The 25506-nt window shown below is 44.8% G+C and carries 16 protein-coding genes; 14 read left to right on the top strand and 2 right to left on the bottom strand.

Annotated features, from left to right (window positions below):
• Window positions 1–3 precede the first annotated feature (3 nt).
• The 14 genes from AB9N12_RS01400 to AB9N12_RS01335 all read left to right on the top strand — a co-directional run bounded on the left by AB9N12_RS01400 (window position 4) and on the right by AB9N12_RS01335 (window position 19336).
• On the top strand, window positions 4–6933 hold the full coding sequence (locus AB9N12_RS01400; protein WP_369889151.1) for a hypothetical protein: 6930 nt from the start codon (window positions 4–6) through the stop codon (window positions 6931–6933).
• A 327-nt stretch (window positions 6934–7260) separates the two neighbouring features.
• Window positions 7261–8064 carry a tetratricopeptide repeat protein gene (locus AB9N12_RS01395; RefSeq protein WP_369889150.1) on the top strand — a complete coding sequence of 268 codons (804 nt, stop codon included), beginning with the start codon at window positions 7261–7263 and terminating at the stop codon, window positions 8062–8064.
• Between the two features lie 3 nt (window positions 8065–8067).
• Window positions 8068–9750 carry a caspase family protein gene (locus AB9N12_RS01390; RefSeq protein WP_369889149.1) on the top strand — a complete coding sequence of 561 codons (1683 nt, stop codon included), beginning with the start codon at window positions 8068–8070 and terminating at the stop codon, window positions 9748–9750.
• A 13-nt stretch (window positions 9751–9763) separates the two neighbouring features.
• Complete coding sequence (locus AB9N12_RS01385) at window positions 9764–11590, top strand: caspase family protein (RefSeq protein WP_369889148.1); 1827 nt, start codon at window positions 9764–9766, stop codon at window positions 11588–11590.
• 6 nt (window positions 11591–11596) lie between these two features.
• Window positions 11597–12328, top strand: a complete 732-nt coding sequence (locus AB9N12_RS01380; RefSeq protein WP_369889147.1) for an abortive infection system antitoxin AbiGi family protein — start codon at window positions 11597–11599, stop codon at window positions 12326–12328.
• Window positions 12325–13785: a hypothetical protein gene (locus AB9N12_RS01375; RefSeq protein WP_369889145.1), complete on the top strand. Its 1461-nt coding sequence runs from the start codon at window positions 12325–12327 to the stop codon at window positions 13783–13785. Before AB9N12_RS01380 ends, AB9N12_RS01375 begins: the two co-directional genes overlap by 4 nt.
• 170 nt (window positions 13786–13955) lie before the next feature.
• Entirely contained in the window at window positions 13956–14675 is a 720-nt protein-coding gene (locus AB9N12_RS01370; RefSeq protein ID WP_369889144.1) for a hypothetical protein, read from the top strand.
• A gap of 8 nt (window positions 14676–14683) precedes the next feature.
• Window positions 14684–15112 carry a hypothetical protein gene (locus tag AB9N12_RS01365; protein WP_369889143.1) on the top strand — a complete coding sequence of 143 codons (429 nt, stop codon included), beginning with the start codon at window positions 14684–14686 and terminating at the stop codon, window positions 15110–15112.
• Window positions 15039–15485, top strand: a complete 447-nt coding sequence (locus tag AB9N12_RS01360; protein WP_369889142.1) for a hypothetical protein — start codon at window positions 15039–15041, stop codon at window positions 15483–15485. Before AB9N12_RS01365 ends, AB9N12_RS01360 begins: the two co-directional genes overlap by 74 nt.
• Window positions 15486–15490: 5 nt before the next feature.
• A complete protein-coding gene (locus AB9N12_RS01355; RefSeq protein ID WP_369889141.1) occupies window positions 15491–15985 on the top strand; it encodes a hypothetical protein in 495 nt (164 codons plus the stop codon).
• A 4-nt stretch (window positions 15986–15989) separates the two neighbouring features.
• Window positions 15990–16367: a hypothetical protein gene (locus tag AB9N12_RS01350; RefSeq protein WP_369889140.1), complete on the top strand. Its 378-nt coding sequence runs from the start codon at window positions 15990–15992 to the stop codon at window positions 16365–16367.
• Window positions 16368–17081: 714 nt separating this feature from the next.
• Window positions 17082–17489: a hypothetical protein gene (locus AB9N12_RS01345; RefSeq protein ID WP_369889139.1), complete on the top strand. Its 408-nt coding sequence runs from the start codon at window positions 17082–17084 to the stop codon at window positions 17487–17489.
• Between the two features lie 3 nt (window positions 17490–17492).
• Window positions 17493–18797 carry a DUF3440 domain-containing protein gene (locus AB9N12_RS01340; RefSeq protein ID WP_369889138.1) on the top strand — a complete coding sequence of 435 codons (1305 nt, stop codon included), beginning with the start codon at window positions 17493–17495 and terminating at the stop codon, window positions 18795–18797.
• On the top strand, window positions 18794–19336 hold the full coding sequence (locus AB9N12_RS01335) for an IbrB-like domain-containing protein (RefSeq protein ID WP_369889137.1): 543 nt from the start codon (window positions 18794–18796) through the stop codon (window positions 19334–19336). Before AB9N12_RS01340 ends, AB9N12_RS01335 begins: the two co-directional genes overlap by 4 nt.
• A 48-nt stretch (window positions 19337–19384) precedes the next feature.
• Here AB9N12_RS01335 and AB9N12_RS01330 read toward each other — a convergent pair whose 3' ends face one another.
• Both AB9N12_RS01330 and AB9N12_RS01325 read right to left on the bottom strand, forming a co-directional pair.
• Window positions 19385–22264: a PD-(D/E)XK nuclease family protein gene (locus AB9N12_RS01330; protein ID WP_369889136.1), complete on the bottom strand. Its 2880-nt coding sequence runs from the start codon at window positions 22262–22264 to the stop codon at window positions 19385–19387.
• Between the two features lie 50 nt (window positions 22265–22314).
• Complete coding sequence (locus tag AB9N12_RS01325) at window positions 22315–25485, bottom strand: UvrD-helicase domain-containing protein (protein WP_369889135.1); 3171 nt, start codon at window positions 25483–25485, stop codon at window positions 22315–22317.
• Window positions 25486–25506 lie beyond the last annotated feature (21 nt).

Raw genomic sequence — 25506 nt, 5'->3', positions numbered from 1 at the left:
ACTATGGCACTGACAGACGCGGAAAAAACCGAATTGAAGAAAGACATCCTGAACGCCATCAAGGCCGAGAGCCAGGGCGTTGACGAACTGGCCGAGGTTACCTCGCTGGACAACGTCAAGAGCCTTCCCGCCCTGCGGGGGAACGAGGTGGTGAGCGCCCCCTTGTCCCTGCTGGGCAAACCGGCCACAGACGCTGCCGCGATAGCCAACGCTGCCGCCACGAGAGCGGATACGGCCACAGGCAGGGCTTCAGAGGCCGCTAATGTAGCCAACAGTGCGGCCGCCACGGCAAACGAGAAGGCCGGGCTGGCACAGACCGCCGCCAACAATGCCAATAAAGCCGTGACGGATGCCAATGACGTGAAGTCAAATTACGAGAGTACGGCAAAAGCCGCCCTGCAAGGTGCCACGGCCCGTTTTGAGGCCATCGTGGAAACCGGTATAGTGAAGTGGCAGTCAGCCGTGGCGCCGGGTGGCCGTGTCGTGTATCTGCGCAGTGTGCATGATTTCGTGTATGAGCTCAACGGAATGTGTTATAACAACTGGAACGTGGACGGAGTTCCTCCTGCCACGCTTTACCACGGCGATGATCTTTCCCTTCGGAAAGACAAGGTCTACATGATGGGCGGCAGCCTGTACGTGTGGAGCGATGAAGAGAACGATCTTGTTGAAATCAGCGGTAGCGGCGGAGGAAACATTTTGAACGTGACGGAGACAAGTCCCCTATCCAGCGGTTATCATACCCTTGCGACCGCCGTCGCCGCCGTTGACGAGAGACTGCGCGGCAAGGGACGCTGTATCACTTACGAGGTGTCGCAGGGCAAGTGGGAGACCAAGCAGTTTACAGGGACGAGCCTGACGTCATGGGAGCAGCCGGCGAGTTGGGAGGACTTCGGTGGTGCGGGCACGATGAAGAGCCTGACCGTAAACGGTGAGAAAAAGACACCCGATGCGGAGGGCAACGTGAGCCTGACCATCGAGAAACTGGAGATTGACGGGAGCCTGAACGCCGAAAGCACGAACCCCGTGGAGAACCGTGCCGTGGCGGCGAAGCTGGGTGAGCTGGACGCCAACACCATCTTCGGCGCGAACGCCGAGTTGAGCGACGACGAGACGAGCGTGCGCCTTACCCTTACGAACAAGAGCGGCGTCGAGGTGGTGGCCGTCGACCTCCCGGCAGGCAGCGGCGGTGGCGGAGACGGCGGAAACACCACGAAGATCGTCCTCGGTGCGAGCGTTGACAAGCCCACTGTCAAGGAGGGCGACGCGGTTCGCCTGACCTATACCTACGACCACCAGTACGGCAGCGGCGATGGAAAGGGCGAGAGCACCGGGCAGAAAGCGAGGATTACCGTCCAGGTAAGGCGTGGCGCCACCACCACCTACTCGGAGACGACGCAGGACGTGAGCAAGGGCACCTACACGCTTGACCTTACGAAATATCTGCTTGCGGGCACGAGCGACATCTACGTGATAGCCGAGACCTCCGACCCGACCACGGGGAAGGCGCAGAAGAAACAAGCTTACGTGAGCGTGAGGAGCGTGACGCTTGCACTTTCCAGCGGCTACAACATCGCCTCCGGACTAAACTCCGGCGGTTACGGCTCTCAGGAGACCGCCGCCATCCCCTACGCCGTGAGCGGCACAGGCACGAAGGTGGTGACATTGTACGTGGACGGCAGGCAGAAGGAAGCCCACACAGTGACCCGCAGCGGCACGACCAACGGCAGCTTCAGCATACCGATGAGCGGACTGTCGGTGGGCCGCCACACGGTGCAGATGGTGGCCGAGATGGAGGCCGGAGACGGCCTGACGCTCAAAAGCGAGAGCGTTTACATCGACATTCTGAAGAGCGGCAGCGGTGCGCCCCACGTAGGGCTGATGATTACCCACCGGGACGGGCGTATCCTTACCGGTGCCGACCATCTCATCCCTGTCATTGAGGTGGGACAGTACGAGAGCTGCGAGTTCAGGTTCGCCGCCTATGACCCAGGCACCACCCCCGCGAGCGTGGGTGTTTACCGGAACGGCACGTTGCTCCAGACGGTGAGCGTGCCGAGGACGGCGCAGACCTACCGGAACCGTTTCACGGAACAGGGGCGGCAGCGTATGCAGCTGAAAGTCGGCCCCACCACCTACAGCTTCTACATCGACGTGTCCGAGAGCGGCATCGACATCAGCGAGGCCACTTACGGGCTACAGGTGAAGCTGAGCCCGTCCGGGCGCAGCAACGGCGAGAGCGACCCCGCCCGATGGGAATATAACGGGGTGAATACCGTGTTCGAGGGCTTCGATTGGAGTAGCAACGGCTGGACGGGCGACAGCCTGAGGCTCACCAATGGCGCGAAGGCCGTCATCGGGTATCAGCTGTTCAAAGACGATGCCGGAGCTTCCGGCGCGACCATCGAGATAGAGTTTCGCGTGGGCAACGTGGTCGAGCGCGGAGCGGAAGTCATCAGCTGCATGGACGGCGGCAAGGGCCTGAGCGTGACAACCGAGGAGGCGAGCATCAAGACCGGTACGCTCCTGCACTACACGAACGAGGACGGAGAGGACGCGAGCCGCGAGATCAAGATAGGCACCAAGTTCGCTCCCGGAGAGTGGCTGAAAGTCGCCTTCGTGATAGGCAGGCGCACGGAAGGCCGCCTGATGGAACTGTACGTGAACGGCAACCGCGCTGGTGCGGACATCTATGACAACAGCTACTATTTCCGTCAGGACCATCCGGCGGGCATCACCATCGACAGCGGCATGGCCGACGTGGAGCTGAAGACCATCCGTATCTACGACCGCGCCCTGACGGATGACGAGATACTGGAGAACCGTATGGTGGACGCCGGCAGCACGGATGACATGATGCGCCTGTACGAGGAGAACGACATCTTAGGCGACACGGGTGACGTGGACATCGACAGGCTGCGCTCCAAGGGTAAGGGCGTGATGCGCATCGTGCGCGTGGGCGGCCTTGACGAGGTGAACGAGACGAACAACAAGAAGACCGACTTCATGTCCGACGTGTACTTTTACAGCCCGTTCGGCAAGGAATATGACTTCGTCCTGCGTGACTGCTACATCCGCATTCAGGGCACCAGTTCCACGAAATACCCGAGCAAGAACATCCGCGTCTACTTTAGCAAGGGCGGTGCCAACCTCAGTTTCGAGATAAACGGCGTGGCGCAGGTGGGCGGCAATTACGCGATGCGTCCCGGAAGTATCCCGATGAACCTGTTTTGCATGAAGTCAGACTATTCCGACTCGTCCATGTCCCTGAACACGGGTGTGGCTAAACTGTACAACGACGTGATGCTGGAACTGGGTCTCTTGACTCCACCGCAACGCTACCAGTATGAGCAGGCGGGTGGCGACCTGAACGCCGTCAGAATCCGTCAGAGCATTGACGGCTTCCCCATCGACGTGTTCAGTGCGGAGACCGCCGACGGCGAGAGTACCTATTACGGGCAGTACAACTTCAACAACGAGAAGAGCAAAAGCGGGAAGTTGTTCGGCATGGAAGGAGTGTCCGGCTACGCACCGGAATGTCCGATGACGCTTGAGACGCTGAACAACGGCGAGAAAGTGTGCCTTTTCCAAAGTTCGAGCGATACCGACCTCGCCTCCAGTTTCGATGCCGGACTGGAGACTAACTGGCCTGATGACGTGAAATGGGCCGGATTGAGCGCTACGCAGCAGACAGCCCTTAAACGCCTGTACGGCTGGATAAGGGCGTGCGTCCCGGCAAACGCCACGGCGGGCGATCTCTCCACCTTCGCGAGTGAAAAGTTCAAGAGCGAGGTCAGCCAGTACTTCGATGTGAAGCACCTGCTGACCTACTACATCCACACGGACTACTTCGCGAGCGTAGACCAGCGCGCGAAGAACATTCTTCTGCGTACATGGGACGGTCTTGTCTGGTACCTGACCTACTATGACGGCGACACGCAGCTGGGCAAGAGGAACGACTGCTTCCTCGCCTATGACTACACGCTTGACCGCGACACATGGGACGCGGAGGCCGGCAAATACGCTTTCGAGGGCAGGGAAAGCTGGCTTTGGAACCTTGTGCTGGCCAACCTACGGGATGAGCTGAAGACCTGTGCGGCGGAGTACCGTTCCAAGATGACCGTGGACAGGGTGTTGTCGATGCTTGACGGGGAACAGGCCGGCAACTGGAGCGACCGGGCGTATAACAAGAGCGGTTACCTGAAGTATATCCGTCCGAACATGGAGGAGGTCTACGGGAAGAAGTGGCCGTTCATCTACGCCCTTCAGGGAAGCAACGCGGCGCACCGCAGCTATTTCGTGCGCAACCGCTTCGCCCTTCTGGACGCCAAGTACGGCACGAGTAACTTCACGAGCGACAACATCGACCTCTATATGGCGCGTGCCGCCTCCGACAGTGCCGACGTGGTGAAGATAACGTCGAGCGAGGTGTACGCCTTCGGCTACGGCACGAACAACAGCCCCAACATTGCGAACACCGGCATAGTGGAAGGAGGAAAGGTCGCCGTCCTTCAAATCACGGGTGCTTACACGGTGAATGACCCCTTGCGTATCTACGGCGCGAGCCGCATGCGTGTGCTCGACATGACCGGTGCCACCGACCACCTGAAGAACGGACTAGATTTGGGCAAGTGTACCGTCCTGCGCGAATTAAACCTGCAGTCCTCTGGTACGGGCAGCACGGGCTGGTGGCTGAACATCGGCAGCTGCCGCCAACTAAGGAAGGTGAACGTGCGTAACCAGGCACAGGCTAAGACCGGGAGCAACACCAGTACGGAACTCGACTTCAGTAACCAGACGAAACTGGAGGAACTGGATGCCCGCGGCACGCGGGTTCAGAGCGTGACCTTCGCCAAGGGTGCGCCGCTGACGAGAGCCTTGCTCCCCGGCACGTTGACCGTGCTTAAGTTAGAATACTTGGGCAAGCTGACCACAAGCAGCCTGACATTGGAAAGCTACGGCAATGTCAAGACGCTGATCGTGGACGGTTGTCCCGGCCTGAATTGGGAAACCCTGCTGTCACGTTGCGCCAACGTTGATCGCATCCGGGTAACCGGCATCGACCGGGAGGATGACGGCACGTGGCTGAACAAGTTTATAAACATGGGCGGCGTGGACGCCGAGGGCAACGCCACCGACACTTGCGGACTGGTCGGCACAGTGCGCCTGACGCACTATATGGATGACGAAAAGTACACGGTTCTGAAAGCTCACTTCCCGGAACTGAACATCCTCCAGCCGGATTACACGATGATTGAGTTCGACGATGACGTGGCGGATGACGCCAACGTCAGCAACCTCGACAACAGGACCGGATACAAATACGGCAACGCATACGTGGCGAGCGGCCATATCGCCGCTATCCTGAAACAACGGCACCGCGTGCTCGCCAAGATGACAAAGAAACCCACGACCCGCAACGTGAACATCGCGAACGTCGATACCGTCATGAACAACCTTGACGGCGAGATGACCTGCTACCCGTTGGACGATACGGACAGCAACAAGTACGCGGACGGCAGCGCTGCCAAGTTAGACGGTACGGAAGGCGACTGGATGATGTACGAACCTTTCTTCTGGAGCAAGGGCATCAACGACTACCTGAATGGGAAACATTACAGCTGCTACAGCAGTAACGGCAGAGATAATATGCCAGCCACCCCCGAAGCCGCGGTGCTGACGCTGGACGATATTAAAGGCACGAGTGGCGGCTACCTCCGCGGTCGGAAAATCATGAGCGGCAAGGACACGCTGCCGAACAGCTACAGTACGGACGGCGCATATTCGGTGTGTAAGGTGAACGTATCCGGCTACAAGCGTGTACGCTTCCCGAGCGTTCCCGGCACGAACCTTGTCGGCAGCGTGTTCACGGATGAATCCGGCGGCATTGTCAGTTCCATTGTTGTCCCCACGCTCAGCAACAAGTTCGAGGCCGGCATGTATCTTGTTGCCGATGTCCCGGCCGGTGCTACCGCCCTACACTTTTCCGTGCTTAACACGGCGGAATTTGATGTCGTAGTTCTTTCCAACAGCGATAAAATAGAGGACATGGAACCCGACTGGGTGCCCAATGACGAGCATCTGTGCGCGGTTGTTGGCAGTTCAGTTGTAGGTTCCAAGCTGCGCGCCTGTACCACCGGCGGCAGTACCACCGCGAGCATGAGCTGGACGGATTTACACTATTACTCGGTACAACGCGGAATGCAGCAGATAGATGCGCTGATGCATTCACGGATAGCGAACCTGTTTTATGCACGGTACGGGCGCAGGGACAGTCAGGAACAGTGCGGAGCCGGCCAGCACACGAACAACCGCGTGACGGGCGGCACGGCAAGCCACGGCATGACGGATACGATAGGCTACGAGGAGGCAAAGACGGTGAACGCCAACATCACGAACAGTCTAATCGACAATCTTGTCCACCAGTATGCCTGGTACCGTGGCGAGGACGATTACGGCGGTGTCACGGTCACACAGGTAAACAACAGCTGCTGCCTTGGCTACGAGGATATTTTCGGTAATAAATACGACATGATGGACGGTGTGGATTTGCCCAACACGTCAGGTAACCAAGGCAAATGGCGGATCTGGATGCCTGACGGCAGCATAAGGTGGGTAAAAGGCAAGACCGCGAGTGACCAGTGGACAACCGCCGTGGCCCATGGCAAGTACATGGATGTAATACCTGTCGGCAGCGTGAACGGCTCGTCAAGCACCCACTACTGTGATAAATACTGGATAAACACCGCTGCAGGCCGTGTGGTCTTTCGCGGGTTCAGCTATGCGAATGCGTATGGCGGTGTGTCGTATGCGAGTGCGTATGTCGATGCTTCGGTCACGAGTGCGGTTGTCGGCTCGCGTCTGGCCTTCCGCGGCAAAATCGTCCGGGCGCAAAGCGTGGCGGCGTTCAAAGCGATGGTCGAGGTCGCGTGAGCGCAAAGCGTCAAAGCGGGAGCGAAGCGACAAAACGAACGGGATTCGGATGGTGTCCGAATCCCGTTTTAGCAAAGTTCAAATACCGGCGAAGCCGGTCGAAAATATTTTTTGAAAATGAGTTTTTCAGTAACGTTTCGTTTTACGCTGAAGAACGCTTCGATCCAAATCGTGCGAACATTTCGTTTTGCGGATTATATATGGGAAAGAAGCAGACTCCTACAATATACTTTCCGAAAAACAAAGTAGAAACATGGAAAAGATGGATATTAAAATAATTAGTAGAAGTGCTTGTTAATACGAAGAAACATTGAAAATTGAAAATATATGAAACGGATAATTTTTGTTATTGTGGCAGGATTGTTTTTTGCCACGGTCTATTCTCAGAATAAGCTGTCGAAGGAACAAATAGCAGAACACTATAATAACGGTACTCGATACAAGTATAATAAAAAGTATAAAGAGGCTTTTGATGAATATATGATTCTTGCGAAGGACGGATTTGCCATGGCAGAATGGGAAATAGCGATGTGTTATTATGAAGGACAAGGGTGTCAACCGAATATGCAGGAGTATTCTAAATGGATGCAACGAGCAGCTATGCATGAGTTCTCTAGGGCTTATGTTGAGATGGGGCATATCTATTACGAAGGCATAGGCGTTGCACAGAATTTTCAGGATGCGGTAAAATGGTATGAAAAGGCGGCAAATGCAGGAGATGCTTTAGGTGCACATTGCTTAGGACTGGCTTATCATAAGGGAGAAGGAGTTGCACAAGACCATAAAAAAGCAATTTATTGGTATGAAAAAGCTGTAGATGGCGAAAAACTAAGTGCATCTGCTAATAACATTGCCATGATATACGCTAAAGGTGGTGTTGGTGTTGAAAGAAATCTGATTTTAGCATTTCAGTGGTTTAGGAGAGCCGCGGATTTAGGAGATAGAAATGCTCAATACACTTTGGGACTTTGGTATTTGGATGGTTCGGATAAGCTAAAAGAAAACAGCGGTTGTGACGAATGCCCCACATTCTCTAAAGACACCACGAAAGCGTTAGATTATTTTAAAGCGGCTGCGGCTCAAGGACATGTGAAGGCACAAATTAAAGTTGCAGAAATGACAAAACGGTAAATTATGAAACGTATAGTATTGATAATTTTATTGATAGCCTCATGTAAAGTTTCTTATGCGCAATTTGATGCATTGATTCATTCAGCAGAATTAGGCGATGAAACAGCTCAAATGTATTTGGGAAAAGCATACCTGAATGGCGATAAATCGTATCGTATTCCTCAAAATAATCAGAAAGCCTTGGAGTATTTCAAGATGGCATCCGATGGGAGTAATAATAGAGAAGCGCAGTTCTTGATATTCAAAATTTATATGGCTCAAAAAGACATGGACTTTGCAATCTCTTGGTTGGAGAAATCCGCTGATAATGGCTATGCTCCCGCGCAACAGTATTTGGGGTATTTTTATGACCATGGCTATAAAGGGGGTAATCCTCAACTGGCGTATAAATATTATAAAATGTCGGCAGACCAAGGCTATTTGATGGCACTTGATAATGTGGGCGATTGCTTGAGATTTGGTAAAGGAGTTGAGCAAAATGTATTTGAGGCAAGAAAGTATTATCAAGTTGCTGTAGACAACGGTTTCGTTGGAGCTAATATTGGTTTATCGGTTTCGTATGCCTTGATTGGTGATATTCCAAAAGCAGAAGAGCATGCCCGTAAAGCTATTGAGGGGAATTATATAGATGGATATGATATGTTGGCTTTCATATTATCCAATCAAGGGAAATATGAAGAAGCCCATAGAACCATACAAGAAGCCATTGATATGATGAGAAGCGGGAAAGGGATTAAAAAGTTTGCCCCTTTGGTAGGCTTATTGGGTAATGACGGTTTAATCTATCTCAAAGAAGGTAAAATGGATATGGCGGTAAAAATATGGCAACAGATGCAAGAAATAGATTTGAGCTATACGGAAAACATGGATGGAGAATTTTGTGAAACAATGAGAACATATATGGCAGGAAACATAGATGTAAACATACCTGTTTCTACGACCATTTCCGAGAAGACATTTGTTGTGGTTATAGCCAATGAAAACTACAGGCGTGAAGCCGGGGTACCTCATGCGCATAACGATGGTGCAGTTTTTGTCGAATATTGCAAAAAGACGATTGGTATTCCTGAGAAGAATATCCAAATTTTCAATGATGCTTCTCTGAATGACATCCGGCAAAGTATAAATTGGTTAGTCCAAATTGTAAAAGCATACAATGGAGAGGCTAAAATTATTTTCTATTATGCCGGGCATGGCATTCCTGATGAAACGGACAAATCTGCATATTTGCTTCCAGTGGATGGCTTTGGGGCTGATGTGGAAACGGCATATAGCTTGTCGAAATTGTATGATACGTTAGGCGGACTAAACACGAAATCGGTTTTAGTATTGTTGGATGCTTGTTTTAGTGGTACAAAACGAGAAGGGGGTATGATGGCGATGTCGCGAGGGGTAGCTATCAAAGTAGAAAAAGGTTCACCTAAAGGAAATACGGTTGTACTCTCTGCGGCGCAGGGAGATGAAACCGCATATCCATACGAGGAGCAGAAACATGGCATGTTTACTTATTTTCTGTTGAAGAAACTACGAATGGAAAAGGGCAATGTAACATTGGGAGATTTATATGAATATGTGAGAGAGCAGGTCTCTCAACAATCATTGGTTCAAAACAAAAAGTCTCAAACACCGGCTGTTGCATCTTCTCCATTGCTTGGCGACAAATGGAAACAATGGAATTTGAAATGATAAATATATTGTTATGAATAAAATATCGTGCTTAGTCATCGTGCTATTATCTTTTGCATTGCTCGGCAATGCAAAAATTGTTCAAGTGAATAAATCTATTATTACTCATGAGCATACTTTTCTTCTAAAGACAATAGAGCTGCAGGATACGAAGACAATTTGTTGTTGGAGTGTAAAGTCAAGAATGCCTCAAACGTGGGTATGTATGACTCGCGGTGCATATTTGGAGGGAGAGGGAGGTCATAAATATGGCTTTGTAAATAGTTCATTGCCTATGGAACCGGAAAGGGTGGCCTTGGCGGAAAATGAGTGTTTGGACTTTACTGTAGAATTTGAATATATTTCAAAGCACGTACAATCTATCAGATATTACTCAAATGACTCTTTCTATATTAACGACATCTCTTTGACTGGCAATCAAAGCAACGCAAAAAGTTCTTCAGAAATAAGACTGCAAGAATTGTTTGAATTATCAAACAATGGTGACGCGGAAGCACAAATGGAATTGTCTTATTGCTATGATAGTGGTTACGGGGGACTGGAAAGTAATTTTGCGGATTTTATGTATTGGATGGAAAAATCAGCGGAAAACGGCTATCCGGAAGCTCAATTTGCATTGGCATTAGTTTACGATGCAAAACAAAATTTTGTAAAAGCCTTTGATTTGTGCAAAAAAGCGGCAGAGAAGGGATTTGTAGATGCCATGTATAAAGTGGCTTACTGTTACTCATCAGGAACGGGAGTTGCTCAAAATTATTATAATGCGGTAGAATGGTATAAAAAGGCTATGGCAAATAATCACTCTTGGGCATTCAACAATATGGCATATCTTTATTTTGAAGGTAAAGGAGTTCCTAAAAACACTCAAAAGGCTTTTGAATTGGTTGATAAGGCTATCCAAATAGAACCGGACGAACCAAACTTTTATGATACAAAGGGTGAATTGCTTCTGAAAGTTGGTGATACGGAAAATGCCATAAAAACGTGGGATATTCTTAAACGTTTAAGCCCTGATTATGCGGCTAATGAGAATACGGTTTTTACTCAATACATGAATGAGTTGAGTGTGAATACCGGTGCTAACCAAAAGTCGCAACACGTTGAAAGCTTATTTGTTGTGATTATTTCGAATGAGAATTACAAATATGAATCAAAAGTGCCTTATGCGTTAAATGATGGAGAGTCCTTCAATCTGTTTTGTCGGAATGTTCTTAACGTACCCAATACAAATATTCAGCACATTACGGATGCTACATACAATGATTTGAAATATTCTGTAAAATGGTTGGAACAAATTATAGAGGCTTACAAGGGGGATGCACGTGTCATTTTCTATTATGCAGGTCATGGGATACCTGATGAATCACAAAAGACCGCTTTGCTTTTACCTGTTGACGGTAATGGAACAGATCCTGCATCTGGTTATAGTTTGAGTAAACTTTATCAATCCTTAGGGACATTGCCTTCAAAATCTGTAATGGTGTTCTTGGATGCGTGCTTCAGTGGCACTAAACGAGAAGGGGGCATGATGGCTTCTGCTCGTGGCATTGCCATAAAGACAAAAGCGACCACCCCAGCTAATAATATGGTAGTATTTTCAGCTTCTCAAGGAGACCAAACGGCAGCAGCTTATGATGACAAGCAACATGGAATGTTTTCTTACTATATGATGCAAAAGTTGCAAGAAAGTAAAGGAGAAACTACACTTGGAGATTTGTTTAACTATGTGCAAGATCGAGTACAGAAGCAATCTGTTGTGGTTAATAAGAAGGTTCAAACTCCTACAGTTTTATCTTCCCCTACCATTGGAGATGATTGGAAATCGTGGAAACTAAAATAAAAAACTATGGGATTAAGTACAAATGTTGTTTGGCATCAAACTACATTCAAGGGATTGGAAGCAATTATTCAATCTAAGAAACTAAAGTGTTCATATAGTCTTGAAACCATCAAATGGAAGGGGTCAACGAAAAATATCGCTTTCCCTATGATTAGTTTCTGTGATATTCCATTATCAGATATTGGCGAATACCTTGGCAAATACGGACCGTATACCATTGGATTCAAAAGTAAGTGGGCAAAATCTAAAGGATTATCACTTGTGTGGTACCGGTATGTGGAAGCGTTGTCCTTACGGAATCAAATGGATTCATTTAAGAACCTTGGTGGTAAATGTAAAGAATGGACGGAATCGGAAAAATCTTTATGGTATTCCATCGCATATACGAAGAATTATGATGGAGAATTGAAAAAATACGGATTCAGTTCTTATCGTTTTTACGATGAAAGGGAGTTAAGATATGTTCCCGATTTTAACAGCTTGGTAGGACAAAATGAGAAACCTTTCATTTCAGAAGAGGATTACCAAGGACTGAAAAAATCTAAAGGTAGCACCTTTGTTGAGGGTTTTGATTTAGGCTTTGATGTAAACGATATTGAATATGTCTTAATATCTGAGCGTAATCAATTCAAAAATGTTAAAGGTTTATTCGATAGGGATGTAAGCCATATCACATTTTTATCTCATCGTCAAATAGAACAAGATATTATAGGTCAATCCCATAACCGTAAGAAATGAGTAAACCGCTAATTCTGACAATCCTATTATTTAATGCAATCCTGGCTTTCGCTCAGGACAATGACTTCCGTTCCGCTTACGATTCGTTCAAGAACCAAGCGAAACAAGATTACAACGACTTCCGTGACAAAGCCAATCGGGAATATGCCGATTTTATTCGGCAGGCATGGCTATCTTATAAAACCCTTCCTGCCGTTCCAAAGCCCAAGGAGAAAGAGGTGCCTCCCGTGATTATCAGGGAAGAGGATAAAAAGAAACCTATTGACGATAGGCTTGTTGTAATAGAGGAAGAGATAAACATCCCTACTCCTCAACCGCAGCCGGTTCCGGTGGCGCCTATCCGTGAACAGCCTCATCCCGTGGAACAATCATTCGCCTTTTCACTTTATGGCACGGAAATGCGAGTCCGATTGGATGATGCACTCAAATTCCGGTTGCCCAATCTGGAACTGGAAAGCATCGCTAAAGTATGGGAGCAGTTGTCAGGGGATAAATATAATAATGTGATACGCGATTGTTTGCAATTACGTATTCGCAGGCAGCTTTGCGACTGGAGCTATTTGCGTATGCTTGATGCCTTGTGCAGCGGTTTCTTGGGAGAAAACAGCAATGAGGCGGAACTGCTCAAAGCGTATATCTATTGCCAGTCCGGTTATCAGATGCGTTTGGCGGTGGCGTACAATCGCCTGTATATGCTTTATGCCAGCCAACATTTTATATTCGACAAGGCTTGTTGGCAAGTAGATGGCATATTCTATTATGCGGATAATTGCAATGCTGATAAAATCCAACTTTGTGAGGCGGCTTTCCCTCATGAACAGGCTCTTTCCCTTTATATTCCCCAAGAACAATCTCTATCAAGAGAAGTGGCGCCAAAGCGCGTTCTGCAATCATCGGATGTCGAGTGGCTGAAAGCAACGGTTGCGGAAGATGAGAACTTGATGGCGTTCTGCAAGGATTATCCTACTTCCTGTATAGGTGAGGACTTTATGACCCGTTGGGCGATGTATGCCAATACTCCCATGAGTAGCGGGGCAAAGAGTGAACTTTATCCGGCCTTGAAACAATTTATCAAAGGCCGCCCGTTAGCTGAGGCGGTTGATATCCTTTGCCATTGGGTGCAGACGGCTTTTGTTTATGAGTATGATGACAAGGTGTGGGGTGCAGACCGCGCTTTCTTTGCAGATGAAACACTGTATTACCCTTATTGTGATTGTGAGGACCGTAGTATTTTGCTAACCCGCATTGTCCGTGATTTATTGGGGCTGAAATGTGCGTTAGTCTATTATCCCGGGCATCTAGCTACGGCCATTGCGATTGGCGATGAGGTGAAAGGAGACCACATCCTAATAAACAACACGAAATATATTGTTTGTGACCCCACGTATATTGGCGCGCCTATTGGCATGACTATGCCGGATATGGATAATAAATCAGCCAAAGTAATCATATTATAACCTTAATAGATATTGAGTAGTGATTAAAAAATAAAAAAATGAACATTATGATTATTATATTGCGCTAAATCCGCAAAAAGGAGTATTTTTGTATACGGTGATTAATGTGTGCAGATAATGGCTTAAAAATAAGATTTGAAAAAATATATAAACCTAATAAAAGAAACATTATGAAAATGGATTTTATCATAGATGGATTACGCGGAAGTGTGTTTATGCCACAGATAGCGTTTAATTGGAATTTTGTTTCAGTAATGCAAGAAGTGTTGCCTAATTATATTCCTTCCATTGTGTCTGATACTCCACAAGTAATAAAAGGCATGCTGCTCTCTCCTGGAGATTGGATGTTGGCTTCTCCTAATGACGATGTAAGGGTAGTGTTTCAAGCACAGAAGATAGACTATATTATCGTTAATACTAAAATGGCATACACTCAAGAAAATGTTCATACACTTACGAAAGAATGTAATCGAGTGTTTGAAAAAATAATGGTGGAGACAAAAATGAAAGCAAGCCGTTTAGCTATTGCTCCTACGCTTAGATATGTTGGTGATGTAATATTGTTTAAAAATTTTACAAATATAATTTACGCAAAGAATACATTTAAAAAATCCACTGTGGATAACTGTGATTTCTCACAAGTCTTTCGTGTTGATGAAGAAATTAGCAATAGGCATTTTGTTATAAACTATTTATCCAAATTCTATGTGACGACTCCTGTGGTGGTTGCTAATGGTATTAATACCATTCAAGAGGTCAACATGCTGGATTTTGATATTAATACGGTTGTCAATCCTACTTATTCTTTTGATATCAATGCAGTCAATGATTTTTTTGAAAAGTCTGCAGGTTTCTGTTCGGAATTTCTGTCGTGGTATTTTGAAGAATAATGAGTGTTATGGGAGTAACTTCACTATATGACTTTACTAAGCAATTTGCAGAACTGCAATCACGGTTTCAGCTTACTCCTGAATATCCAGCAGTCTTTTTGAAGGACTATTTGGAGAATATGTCAAGTCAGCTATTAAAATTGACCGAAATTCAGCAGGTTGCAATGCCTGATTTGTCGTGGATAAACATATACCCATTTTCAACAGGAACTTCTCAATCCTCCCAATATGTGACTCTTGATTCTGAGGATGGAATTAATGAAGAATGTGTCCCTATTGACAATAGTGGTGATGTTTCAAGCGGTCGAATTGTACAAAGGACTTCTAAAGATTCTACAAATAGTGCAGATATGAATCGAATGAATGAAGAATTTTATTCATCATTATCAAAGCGAACTCAGAACATTTGTATGGACATTGAAACATACGGATTTTGAAGATGGTGTAGAAAATGACATAATTAAGGAAGTAGAAAGTTATATTAGGACGAATAAATTTGTAACTTATCTATGGTTGCATACTATCTATTCAAATAATCAGAAAGATGTTGATGTTCTGGCGGGATTATTACGTATTATAGGAATGACAGTGGAAAATGATGATACGGATATGTTGCTGACAATGGTAAAAGCCGGTTTGTCCGATCCTCATTCCCAAACGCAAGAAGCAGCCTTGATGGTGATAGAGCAATGGAGGACACTGAACTGTTTGGCAATCATAGAAACAGCTCCAACTTTTACTTCTTCTTGGATTCGTGACTATGCAGAACAAATTAAATCAGAATTAAAGAAAGAAATACTGTCATGTTAATAAGAATGATTTCCGGGATAAGCAAATGGGATGGCTCAAAGGTTGTTAATCGAAAGGATGCTTATATTTGCGGCGATGCCATTAGTGATTTGCGTACCACTGATAATAAATTGAGTGTCTGGAAAGCAGATACTCAAGAAGATATAAACGATGCCATTGTTGCATTGGCTCTTAGTAGGGATTCTGTGAGTAAATTAAGTTACTTTTTTCTGAAAGAAGAGGACTTGTATAAGATAGAAATCAAAATTTCTGATAAGCAGGTTGGTGTTGCTGCCGGATTGGATAGTCAAATTTTGATTAAACATCGTGATTTAATAGATTTGGATTATTGGCGACTTGGATATCTTGCGGAACACTTGACCAAACTTGCTAAAGATGAAAATAATCGAAAAAACTGTTCTGCCAGTGAGGTGAAAAAGTTACTCGAAAAATACAAAGAGGAACATAAAATCACACCAAATCAAATGAAGGATAAATTGAAAGAAAAATTAAAATGGTAATACTATGGCATCACTGAATATGGTCGGACCTTACAGATTGACTGATGACGAAATAAATGCTAATATAGAATCTGATAAAATTGGTAATTACGCATTTGGATACTTGAATGACAAAGGTGCGTTTGTTGTAAGATATGTCGGGCGTTCTGATACGGATTTGCGCACCCGAATAAAGCATGGGCTAGCAGATAGAAGAACAAATCCAAAAATGTGGCAGTATGAATACTTTAAATTCAGTTATGCAGATACTTCGACAGAAGCATACATTAAAGAATGCAAAAATTATCATGATTTTGGTGGTGATAGAGGCAATTTATTAAATACCAGCCACCCAGATGTTCCTAATGGTTTGGAAATATATTGTCCTTTCTGTAATGTATAGGGTTACTAGTATTTCGATAGTGGAAAGTCTTATATGGGAAAAAAGTCGTTCTATATTTGTATTGTGCAATTAAATGCAATACCGTTTTTCTATTCAAAAGAGAAACAGTATCTTTGTACCGTTTCAATCAGCTATCAAAAGCGAAGCAGAACAGCGAACTATGTACGTTGGATTAAACGTTGGACTTTGAAAATTTTGATGCAAAGGGAATTAGAGATCATGTTTGAGTCCCGTACGCACCGCATATAACATTTATAATAAGGAAGTTTCGTAAAAAGCACCCGGAAAAGTATCCCGTTATCCACTTTTCCGGGTGTTTTTTCTTTATCAGCGATTTGTTTCAAGATGTTTCAATTGCTTGAAACATTGTGTGAATATAGGTAAAAACTGTACTAATCCGGTATTTGAATAGTATGTTGCAGATAAAGCTATCTGCAACTATTTGCAATAGGTATCTGCAACAATATAAGTTTCTTGTATTCAGTGATGTAGCATGATTTTGTTGCAGATGGCAGATGTTTTGTGCTTTTCAAATAAACTTGTGAAGCTTTAATGCCTTACTTTAAACGTGAAAAGGGATGGCGTATGGGTGATTTCAAGAATATCAAAAATATCGAAATATAGAGATAATAGTGTGAAAAACAAATGTTTTAGGTGCAGAAATGACGAGTTTGATATTTTTTCTTTATTTTTGTGTGTCCATTTTTGAATGATATGATACAGATAATACAATTAAAAGGAAAAGACAAACACTTATATCAGCTTTTAGCACCGATGGTAATGGATCCTGAAGTGATACGAGCAAACAATAATTACCCCTTCAAAACGGGTGAGGAATATGTGTGGTTCATAGCGATTGAAGATAAAGAAGTGGTGGGCTTTGTTCCGGTAGAACAGAAAAGCCAGAAGAGAGCTATCATCAATAATTATTATGTGAAGGCGGAAGGTGCCGGACGGGAGGAAATCTTGTCGCGTTTATTACCAGCCGTCATTGAGGAATTCGGACCTGAAAGTTGGTTACTCAATTCGATCACGCTGATGCAGGATAAAGAAATCTTTGAAAGATTTGAATTTGTATCCATGGACAAGAAGTGGACACGATATGTTAAAATGTATAGATAAATTATGGCGAAAAAGAAAATAGCAGGCACAAAGAATGTATATGAATTGGCACAAGAACGATTAAAGGTTATATTTAATGAATTTGATAATATATATGTGTCATTCTCCGGAGGCAAGGACAGTGGGGTATTGCTGAATATGTGTATCGATTATATCCGGAAGAATAATCTGAAGATACGCCTGGGTGTTTTTCATATGGATTATGAAATCCAGTATAAGATGACTATTGACTATGTGGACCGGATGCTGGAGGCTAATAAGGATATTCTGGACGTATACCGGGTATGCATCCCTTTCCGTGTGGCTACTTGCACTTCGATGTATCAATCTTTCTGGCGTCCGTGGGAAGATAGCAAGAAAAATATATGGGTTCGTTCCATGCCTAAAAAGGCAATGACCAAGGAGGATTTTCCTTTTTATAATACAACCATGTGGGATTACGAATTCCAGATGCGTTTTGCGCAATGGATACATTCTAAGAAGGATGCAGTGCGCACTTGTTGCCTGATCGGGATTCGTACACAGGAGAGTTTTAATCGGTGGAGATGTATCTATATGAGCCGCAAATTTCAGATGTATCATACATATAAATGGACTTCGAAAGTGGGGAATGACATTTATAATGCTTATCCTATTTATGACTGGAAGACGACGGATGTATGGACGGCTAATGGAAAATTCCAATGGGATTATAATACTTTGTACGATCTTTATTATCGTGCCGGAGTCAATCTGGAGCGTCAGCGTGTAGCGAGTCCTTTTATTAATGAGGCACAAGAGAGTCTGCAACTTTACCGGGTACTGGATCCGAATACTTGGGGGAAAATGGTGGGAAGGGTGAACGGAGTGAACTTTACCGGTATGTATGGGGGGACTCATGCAATGGGATGGCAGTCGGTGAAACTTCCGGAAGGATATACATGGCGCGAGTTTATGTATTTCCTATTGTCTACTTTGCCGGAACGGGCGAGGAAAAATTATCTCCGAAAACTCTCTGTGAGTGTGAATTTCTGGCGGACAAGGGGAGGGTGTCTGAGTGACGCCACCATCCAAAAGCTGATTGATGCGAAAGTGCCGATTATTGTTATGGACAACAGTAACTACAAAACGTTGAAGAAACCGGTGCGTATGGAATATCTGGATGATATTGATATTCCTGAGTTCAAGGAAATACCCACGTATAAGCGGATGTGTATCTGTATTCTCAAGAATGACCATGCTTGTAAATATATGGGTTTTTCACCAACGAAGGAGGAGATGAGTAAAAGAAGTCAAATTATGGAGCAATATAGAATCATAGTATCATGAGTGTATATAAAAGCCCTGTTTACGAGGTAAAAGCGGTACCCGTAGAAAAAGTATATGCAAACGATTATAATCCGAATGTCGTTGCACCGCCTGAGATGAAGTTGTTAGAACTTTCTATTTGGGAAGATGGCTTTACAATGCCATGTGTCTGTTATTATGATAAAGATGAAGATCGCTATATCTTGGTGGATGGCTATCATCGTTATACTGTATTGAAAACCTCCCAACGAATCTATAAGCGTGAAAACGGCTTATTGCCGGTTGTGGTGATTGACAAGGATTTGTCTCATCGCATGAGTTCGACAATCCGCCACAACCGTGCCCGTGGAATGCATAACATTGAATTGATGTGTAACATTGTTGCAGAGCTTGACAGGGCGGGTATGTCCGATCAATGGATTATGAAAAATATCGGAATGGATCGTGATGAATTGCTGCGCCTGAAACAAATCTCAGGACTTGCCGATCTGTTTGCCAATCGCGAATTCAGTATTCCGGATGAGGTGCCCCCTACGGAAACAGAACGCAAGACCTTATAATCTGTAACTTCCTCGATTGTAAATAGCATTTTAAGAGGTGTTTTCAACCTATCGTTTGCAGAGAGCCTTAAAATCGCAATACAAACATTTTTTAGTGTCTTCTGTCTGCGTGAAAGGCTCTTCTTCGCTGAATATTTCTTCTAATAATGCTTGCAGGCGTTTACGGAATTCATCTTCAAAGAAGGCGAAGTTATTTACAGGTATTTTGGATTTACGGGGTTCTCCCATTTCGATAACAGGCGAATAGCTTTCCGATGCTGCCCGGTGGATGTAAAGTAGGGCAGGAGCTACCATTAACGGTTGTTTCCGGCTCATGATAGCAGCATACAAAAAAGTTTGGAAGATATAGTTCGGTCGTGTTTCCGATGGGGTGAACAGTTGTTCGATATTAGCAGGTGTTTTAGGACTTCCTCCTGTCTTGTAATCGACAATCCGCAGAGTACTTTCTTTAGCATCCATGCGGTCGATTGTGCCACCCAGACGGAGAGTGAACGGTCCTTGTCCTGTTTGTATGGTTATCTCTTCTGAAACTTTTTCTTCCATAGCGACCATTTCGAAAGGAGTATATGAAAGGTCGTTGCGTAGTAATTGTTTCAGATAGGAAACAATTACTTTGGAGTTGATAAGTTGTATGCCGTTATATTCCGGTTTTTCTTCGGGAGAGACCTTGAATAATTCTTTTTTGAAGGCTTGGTCAACGTAGCTTTGCAGCTTTGCTTCATTGCGTAATAAGCGTTCGATATCTTCTTTCTGTATCGTTTTTCCGGTTGCAGTCAGATCGGTGTATGCTAATTGGGCGGAGAGGTGAAAAATGGTTCCGAATAATGCAGAATCAATTTCTGCACTAACTTCGTCCGGTGTTTTCAAGCCCACCACATACCGGTAGTAGAACTTCAACCGACAATCCAGATAAGCATTAAGGGCAGAAGGAGAGAGAATCACTGAATTAGGATGAGTGCTATCATAAGCACGATAGATTCGTCTTAGTACTTCAGGTGTCTTTTCTATCCGTATTTCTTGGGTACTTTGTGGAGATTGTCCGGCTTCCAGGTACTCGCGAGTGATATCATGCGGACCTTCCACGAGTAATTGCAGCATGAAGCGGGATTCTTCTCCACGATTGAGACCATCCGAGGAGGTATTGTAAAGTAGCGTGATATTCTCTGCCCGTTGTATCAGTCGATAGAAGTAGTAGGCATATACTGCATTTTTATGTTCGATAGTGGTCATGCCGAATGCTTTCCGGAGATTATAGGGAATGAAAGAGGATTCTCCTCCGGATTTCGGAAGTTGTCCTTCATTGAGAGATAATATAATAAGATTCCGGAAGTCCAGATTCCGTGTTTCCAATACTCCCATGACTTGCATCCCGATAGCCGGTTCTCCGTGGAAAGGAATATTGGAAGATGTCAGTACTTTGGTAATCAGTCGTTTCAGAGTATCGGTGCGTATATTTAGTTCTCCGCTTTCAATCAAACTGTAGAGACGGTTGATTTTGGTATGGCTTTGAAAGAGAGATTCTCTATATAGTTGATTGAAAATATCATTGTATTCTCCTTCTTTGCGATAAATGGTTGAAATATTTTTGATTAATTCAATCAGATAATCGCATAGCTCTCTTACACCATTACGGGGAGTGAAGAGGGTAGCTAAAAAATCATCCTGTTTAAGTTCCGATGGAAGTGGATAAAAACGGTTGGTTTGGGTCAGTTCATGTTCCAGGGGACCGGCATGGGATGATAGTTGCCGAGTATAGGGATGTTTCAATATCGCAGATACTGTCTCGTAAGTGAATCGGCCGGTGTCGGAGCGGTAACCATTGGTTTGTAGTTCCATTGCGGCATTGATAAAGCTATAAACAGGAGTTTGGGCCAATGGGAATCCCATGGTGATATTGACATTTTTCACTTCCTGCGGAATGGAGTGAAGCATGGGGAGAAGCAGAGCTTCATTGCAAAGCACTACGGCATTCTCTTTTTCCTTTTCTACGGCAATTTGTGAATGAACGTTTGTTATCTCCTTAATCCATTCGGGAAGGAAACGTGCCTGGGCATTCTCGGTAGAAGCGGAAATACAACGTATTTTCTTCGGTTCTTTAAAGGTGTTGAAAAAGTTCTCCGGGAGTTCGTTTGGAAATTCCTCAAGATTACGTCTCAGGAATTCTCCGGCTTCATGTTTTTTAATTTGTTGGGTGTAGAAAATATCATAGTCCCAATAGAAGAGTGCTTTGCCCGCATCTTTCAGTTTTCTGAAAAAATCATTTTCTACTTTGTTCAATACATTGAAACCGATAAATATGTATTTGTCGTATTGGAGTCGGTCAGTATCGAGTTGTTCGATCACGTTCCGGTAGAGCATGCCTTCGTAAGCAATGCCTAACTCTGTCAGGTTGGTCCGGTAACGATGGTAGATAGTACCTAGCTTGTCCCAAAGGGAAATAAATTTTTCTTTTAGTTCGGTCCGTTTTTCAATGGAGAAATTCTGAAAAAACTGTTGTATGGCTTCTTCCTGCTCTTTATTGAGGAATTCATAGTTATCCATCAGATTTTTCAAATCTTGTAGATTACTGAATAGTTTGTCGGCATCGACCATATTCTTATCCACATCGTCAAAATCACTAATCAACAACTCTCCCCAGAAGTAGAAATCGTCCAATGTTTCCTGACTCTGTGTTTCCTCTTTGAATACTTTATAAAGTTCGCAGACCAATCGAATAGGGTCACCGCTTTTCTGTATGGATAGTTTCTGAAACAGGTCGCTGATGCTCATGGCAGCCGGTGACCAGATCGGTTGATCGGATTCTCCTGCTAAATATTCATTGAAGAACAAGTTAGCACGTTTATTAGGGAAAATGAGTGCTGTACGTGACAGGTCGTTTCCTATCTTGGTATATAAATCATGAGCGACTAGTTGGAGAAATGATTGCATATTGATTCAGTTTTTTCTAATTCATATATTTATTGTGCCCGGAACATAATTCATACTTTTTCTATTTTTTCTTCATCCACATACCACAAGTAGCCGGTGATATTTTTATATCCCATCTTGGTAAGAAGTTGCATATATCCTTTCACTTGTTTGTTATATTTAGGATTTTCCTTACCAAACTTAAAATCGACTACAACAACCTGATCATCTTTCATCATTACACGGTCCGGACGACGGGTTTGCAAAATTCCTTTTTCTTTATAGATAATAGCACATTCATTAAACAGCGTCCATTTTCCGGAATACCAATCCTGAATTTCAGGAGAAGAAAAAGCTTTCTTTGTAACCTCACGAGCCACCTTCTCTTTCTCATCATTTCTGATAACTCCTTCAAAAATAAGCCGTTCAATGGCCGGATCTATATCGTCTGCTGTTTCGATAACAGAAAATAGGGTGTGTAACATACGCCCGCGGTTGATAAAGCGGTCGTCCGAATCTTCTTCTTCAATGCCCTGAATGAAGTCCGCCGAACGATTGGACTGACGAAATTCAATATCATGTCGTATGGATTCCATCCGGATAGGGAGTTTCTCTGGTTTCTGAGTGAGCTTGTTTATGGATGTCTTGATTCTTTCTTCTTCGGAAGGGCACAGTTGCCCTTGCTCGTAACAGTCTTCTTCCCACTCAATCCCTTCTTCTTGCGCTACTATCGGGAGCGTGTTTGCCAATAGTTCGGACATGGTGCCTTTTTGGCTTTTTCTACTCCAGATCATAAGGTTTTTCCCAGCACGGGTAAAAGCAACGTATAGTAGATTGAGGTTATCTACCCAAAGTTGAAGGCGTTCTTGCAGGTAGTCGTTACCATAAATCGATTCAGCCATTTGGGTAGAATAGTTAATAGGCAGAATATCCAATGCATTGAACGGCGCTGTTTGTGGGGCACACCATACAAGCTGATTATTGGTTTCATTTTCCAGCTTCCAGTCACAGAAAGGAAGGAGCACGGTATGGAATTCCAGTCCTTTGGATTTGTGTATGGAGAAAATCCGGATGCCTTCTACTTCTCCACTTGGAATTGTTTTACTGCATAATGTTTCGTCCCAATACCGGATGAATCCGTCCAGCTCGGAAGAATTGCTTTGCAGATAATCGGTTACAGCATCAAAGAAGGCAAATAAATAAGCATCCTGATCTTTGATAAGATTCATCCCGAATATGCTGAAAAGTTCTTCTAAAAGCTCATAGAGAGGCATTAGCCTTAGTTCCTTTATCTTTTCAAGAAAAGCTGCGGGAAGATAATTCTCGGCAGGGAGTAGTAGGAGAGTATTCCAATCCAGTCCTTTCTGTAAAACCTCGTTTTGATAGGCTACGGCCAGTTGGGCACGTGCTATTTTATTGTTTTCATCGGAAAGAAATCGCAGCGCATCCAGCATCATACAAACGGCAAGAGAGGCGTCCAGACGGAAGGCTTCGTCTGATACCACTTTATAGTGTAGCTCCTTATCGAAGTAATCGGCGATTCGGGGAATACTCTTATTTTTTCGTACTAAGATGGCTATGTCGTTGAGTCGTACTCCGGAAGTGAGGAGATGTTTTACTTCTTCTCCCAGACTGATTAATGTTTGTTCGGTATAATCATGTTCTTCATCGGGTTCGAGAAAAGAGACTTTTATATATCCTTTTTCTGTATTTCGGGGAGACTCCTGTACAACGTCGGCATAGGCTTTTTGCAGATCTTCACAATCCTTGCCCAACTGTTGTTTATATACTCCGTTCAGATAGTTGGCAGCAGCTTTGAAGATTTGGTTATTAAACCGGATCACATTGGTTTCACTTCTCCGGTTGGTAGCCAAGGTCTTGACGCGGATTGGGAAATGTTCGATGTGATCATTCAGGCTGTTGAGAATTCCCCAATCGCCATTTCGCCAACGATAAATGGATTGTTTAACGTCTCCTACAATCAAACTGTCTGCTCCTTGAGATAATCCTTCAAGTAAGAGCAATTTGAAATTTCCCCATTGCATCCGGCTGGTATCCTGAAACTCATCTATCATGACGTTATGAATATTGGTTCCTATCTTTTCGAATACAAAAGAGGAGTCACCGTCTTTCACCAGTTGATGGAGCAGGGCATTTGTATCTGATAATAGAAAACGATTGTTGTCATGATTCAACTGACGTACTTCTTCATCGATATTGGCGAGAAGTTGTACTTTGTTGAGGTGTTGCAGGGATAATCGGCAACTATTCAGTAACAAATTATTCTTGGAACGCAACTTTTCGGCATCTTTCAGAATTTGCATGAGGCTGGAGTTGGCTAAACGAATGATATCCGCGTAGCGGGGAGAAGTCTTAGTTGCCCAGTTTTTTGCGTCTTCCAGACATTTTTTTACAGTGGCATTACGGATATCATTGCCTAAAACACCATTATTAAGTTTACGGAAATAACTTCCGATTCCGCGTGAACCGTTTTTCAGGTCATCGGCAGTTAGCGCGTGGCCATCCAGTTCTCCTTCGAATTGGTCGTAGAATCCTTTCATCTGTTCCAGTATTTCCGTTTCCAAAGCTTTCAGTTGTTTGCGATACTCTTTGATGGTATCCGGATTTCGTAACCGTTGCCGGAGTCCTTCTCCCTTTTCAATATAACCTTCATCGAAAATATTGCGTCCGAAACTTTTCACTTCGTCCGATACGTTCCAACGTTTATCATCGGCAACTCGCTCGTTGATATAATCTAGCAACCATGCGAGGACGGGAGAAGTGGAGTCCAGTTTCTCGATCATACTATCTACAGCGTCACTAAGAACTTCGGTATTATTTAACTCGATATTCAGATTCGGGCTAAGTTCCAGTTCCCGCGCGAGATTGCGCATGACAGATTGAAAAAATGAGTCGATAGTCTCTACCCTGAATCGGCTGTAATCATGCAGCATATAACTAAGGGCAACACCTGCCGTTTCCTGTATCTCCCGTTCGGATTTTCCTGTCTCTTCTTTAATTCGGTTGAGATAGGCTTCGGAATCTTTATCGCCTATCTGTATGCCGTAAAGCTGACTAAGAATACGTTCTTTCATTTCTGCTGTAGCCTTATTGGTAAAGGTGACAGCGAGAATTCTCCGGTAGGCGCGGGGATTGAGAATTAACAGTTTGATATATTCTACTGCCAAGGTAAATGTTTTACCTGAACCTGCGGAGGCTTTATAGACTAAAAGTTCGCTCATGTTTCTGTTTAAGAGTTTGAT

The sequence above is a fragment of the Bacteroides sp. AN502(2024) genome (assembly GCF_041227145.1).
In the GTDB taxonomy this organism is placed as follows: Bacteria; Bacteroidota; Bacteroidia; order Bacteroidales; family Bacteroidaceae; genus Bacteroides.
Note: the sequence above shows the minus strand (reverse complement) of the source record. Positions and strands in the feature narration are given on the sequence as shown.

What these genes read in the sequence shown, in the direction of transcription:
- AB9N12_RS01400 (WP_369889151.1), top strand. Translation starts at nt 4, where the DNA reads ATGGCACTGACAGACGCGGAAAAAACCGAATTGAAGAAAGACATCCTG.
- AB9N12_RS01395 (WP_369889150.1), top strand. Translation starts at nt 7,261, where the DNA reads ATGAAACGGATAATTTTTGTTATTGTGGCAGGATTGTTTTTTGCCACG.
- AB9N12_RS01390 (WP_369889149.1), top strand. Translation starts at nt 8,068, where the DNA reads ATGAAACGTATAGTATTGATAATTTTATTGATAGCCTCATGTAAAGTT.
- AB9N12_RS01385 (WP_369889148.1), top strand. Translation starts at nt 9,764, where the DNA reads ATGAATAAAATATCGTGCTTAGTCATCGTGCTATTATCTTTTGCATTG.
- AB9N12_RS01380 (WP_369889147.1), top strand. Translation starts at nt 11,597, where the DNA reads ATGGGATTAAGTACAAATGTTGTTTGGCATCAAACTACATTCAAGGGA.
- AB9N12_RS01375 (WP_369889145.1), top strand. Translation starts at nt 12,325, where the DNA reads ATGAGTAAACCGCTAATTCTGACAATCCTATTATTTAATGCAATCCTG.
- AB9N12_RS01370 (WP_369889144.1), top strand. Translation starts at nt 13,956, where the DNA reads ATGAAAATGGATTTTATCATAGATGGATTACGCGGAAGTGTGTTTATG.
- AB9N12_RS01365 (WP_369889143.1), top strand. Translation starts at nt 14,684, where the DNA reads ATGGGAGTAACTTCACTATATGACTTTACTAAGCAATTTGCAGAACTG.
- AB9N12_RS01360 (WP_369889142.1), top strand. Translation starts at nt 15,039, where the DNA reads ATGAAGAATTTTATTCATCATTATCAAAGCGAACTCAGAACATTTGTA.
- AB9N12_RS01355 (WP_369889141.1), top strand. Translation starts at nt 15,491, where the DNA reads ATGATTTCCGGGATAAGCAAATGGGATGGCTCAAAGGTTGTTAATCGA.
- AB9N12_RS01350 (WP_369889140.1), top strand. Translation starts at nt 15,990, where the DNA reads ATGGCATCACTGAATATGGTCGGACCTTACAGATTGACTGATGACGAA.
- AB9N12_RS01345 (WP_369889139.1), top strand. Translation starts at nt 17,082, where the DNA reads ATGATACAGATAATACAATTAAAAGGAAAAGACAAACACTTATATCAG.
- AB9N12_RS01340 (WP_369889138.1), top strand. Translation starts at nt 17,493, where the DNA reads ATGGCGAAAAAGAAAATAGCAGGCACAAAGAATGTATATGAATTGGCA.
- AB9N12_RS01335 (WP_369889137.1), top strand. Translation starts at nt 18,794, where the DNA reads ATGAGTGTATATAAAAGCCCTGTTTACGAGGTAAAAGCGGTACCCGTA.
- AB9N12_RS01330 (WP_369889136.1), bottom strand. Translation starts at nt 22,264, where the DNA reads ATGCAATCATTTCTCCAACTAGTCGCTCATGATTTATATACCAAGATA.
- AB9N12_RS01325 (WP_369889135.1), bottom strand. Translation starts at nt 25,485, where the DNA reads ATGAGCGAACTTTTAGTCTATAAAGCCTCCGCAGGTTCAGGTAAAACA.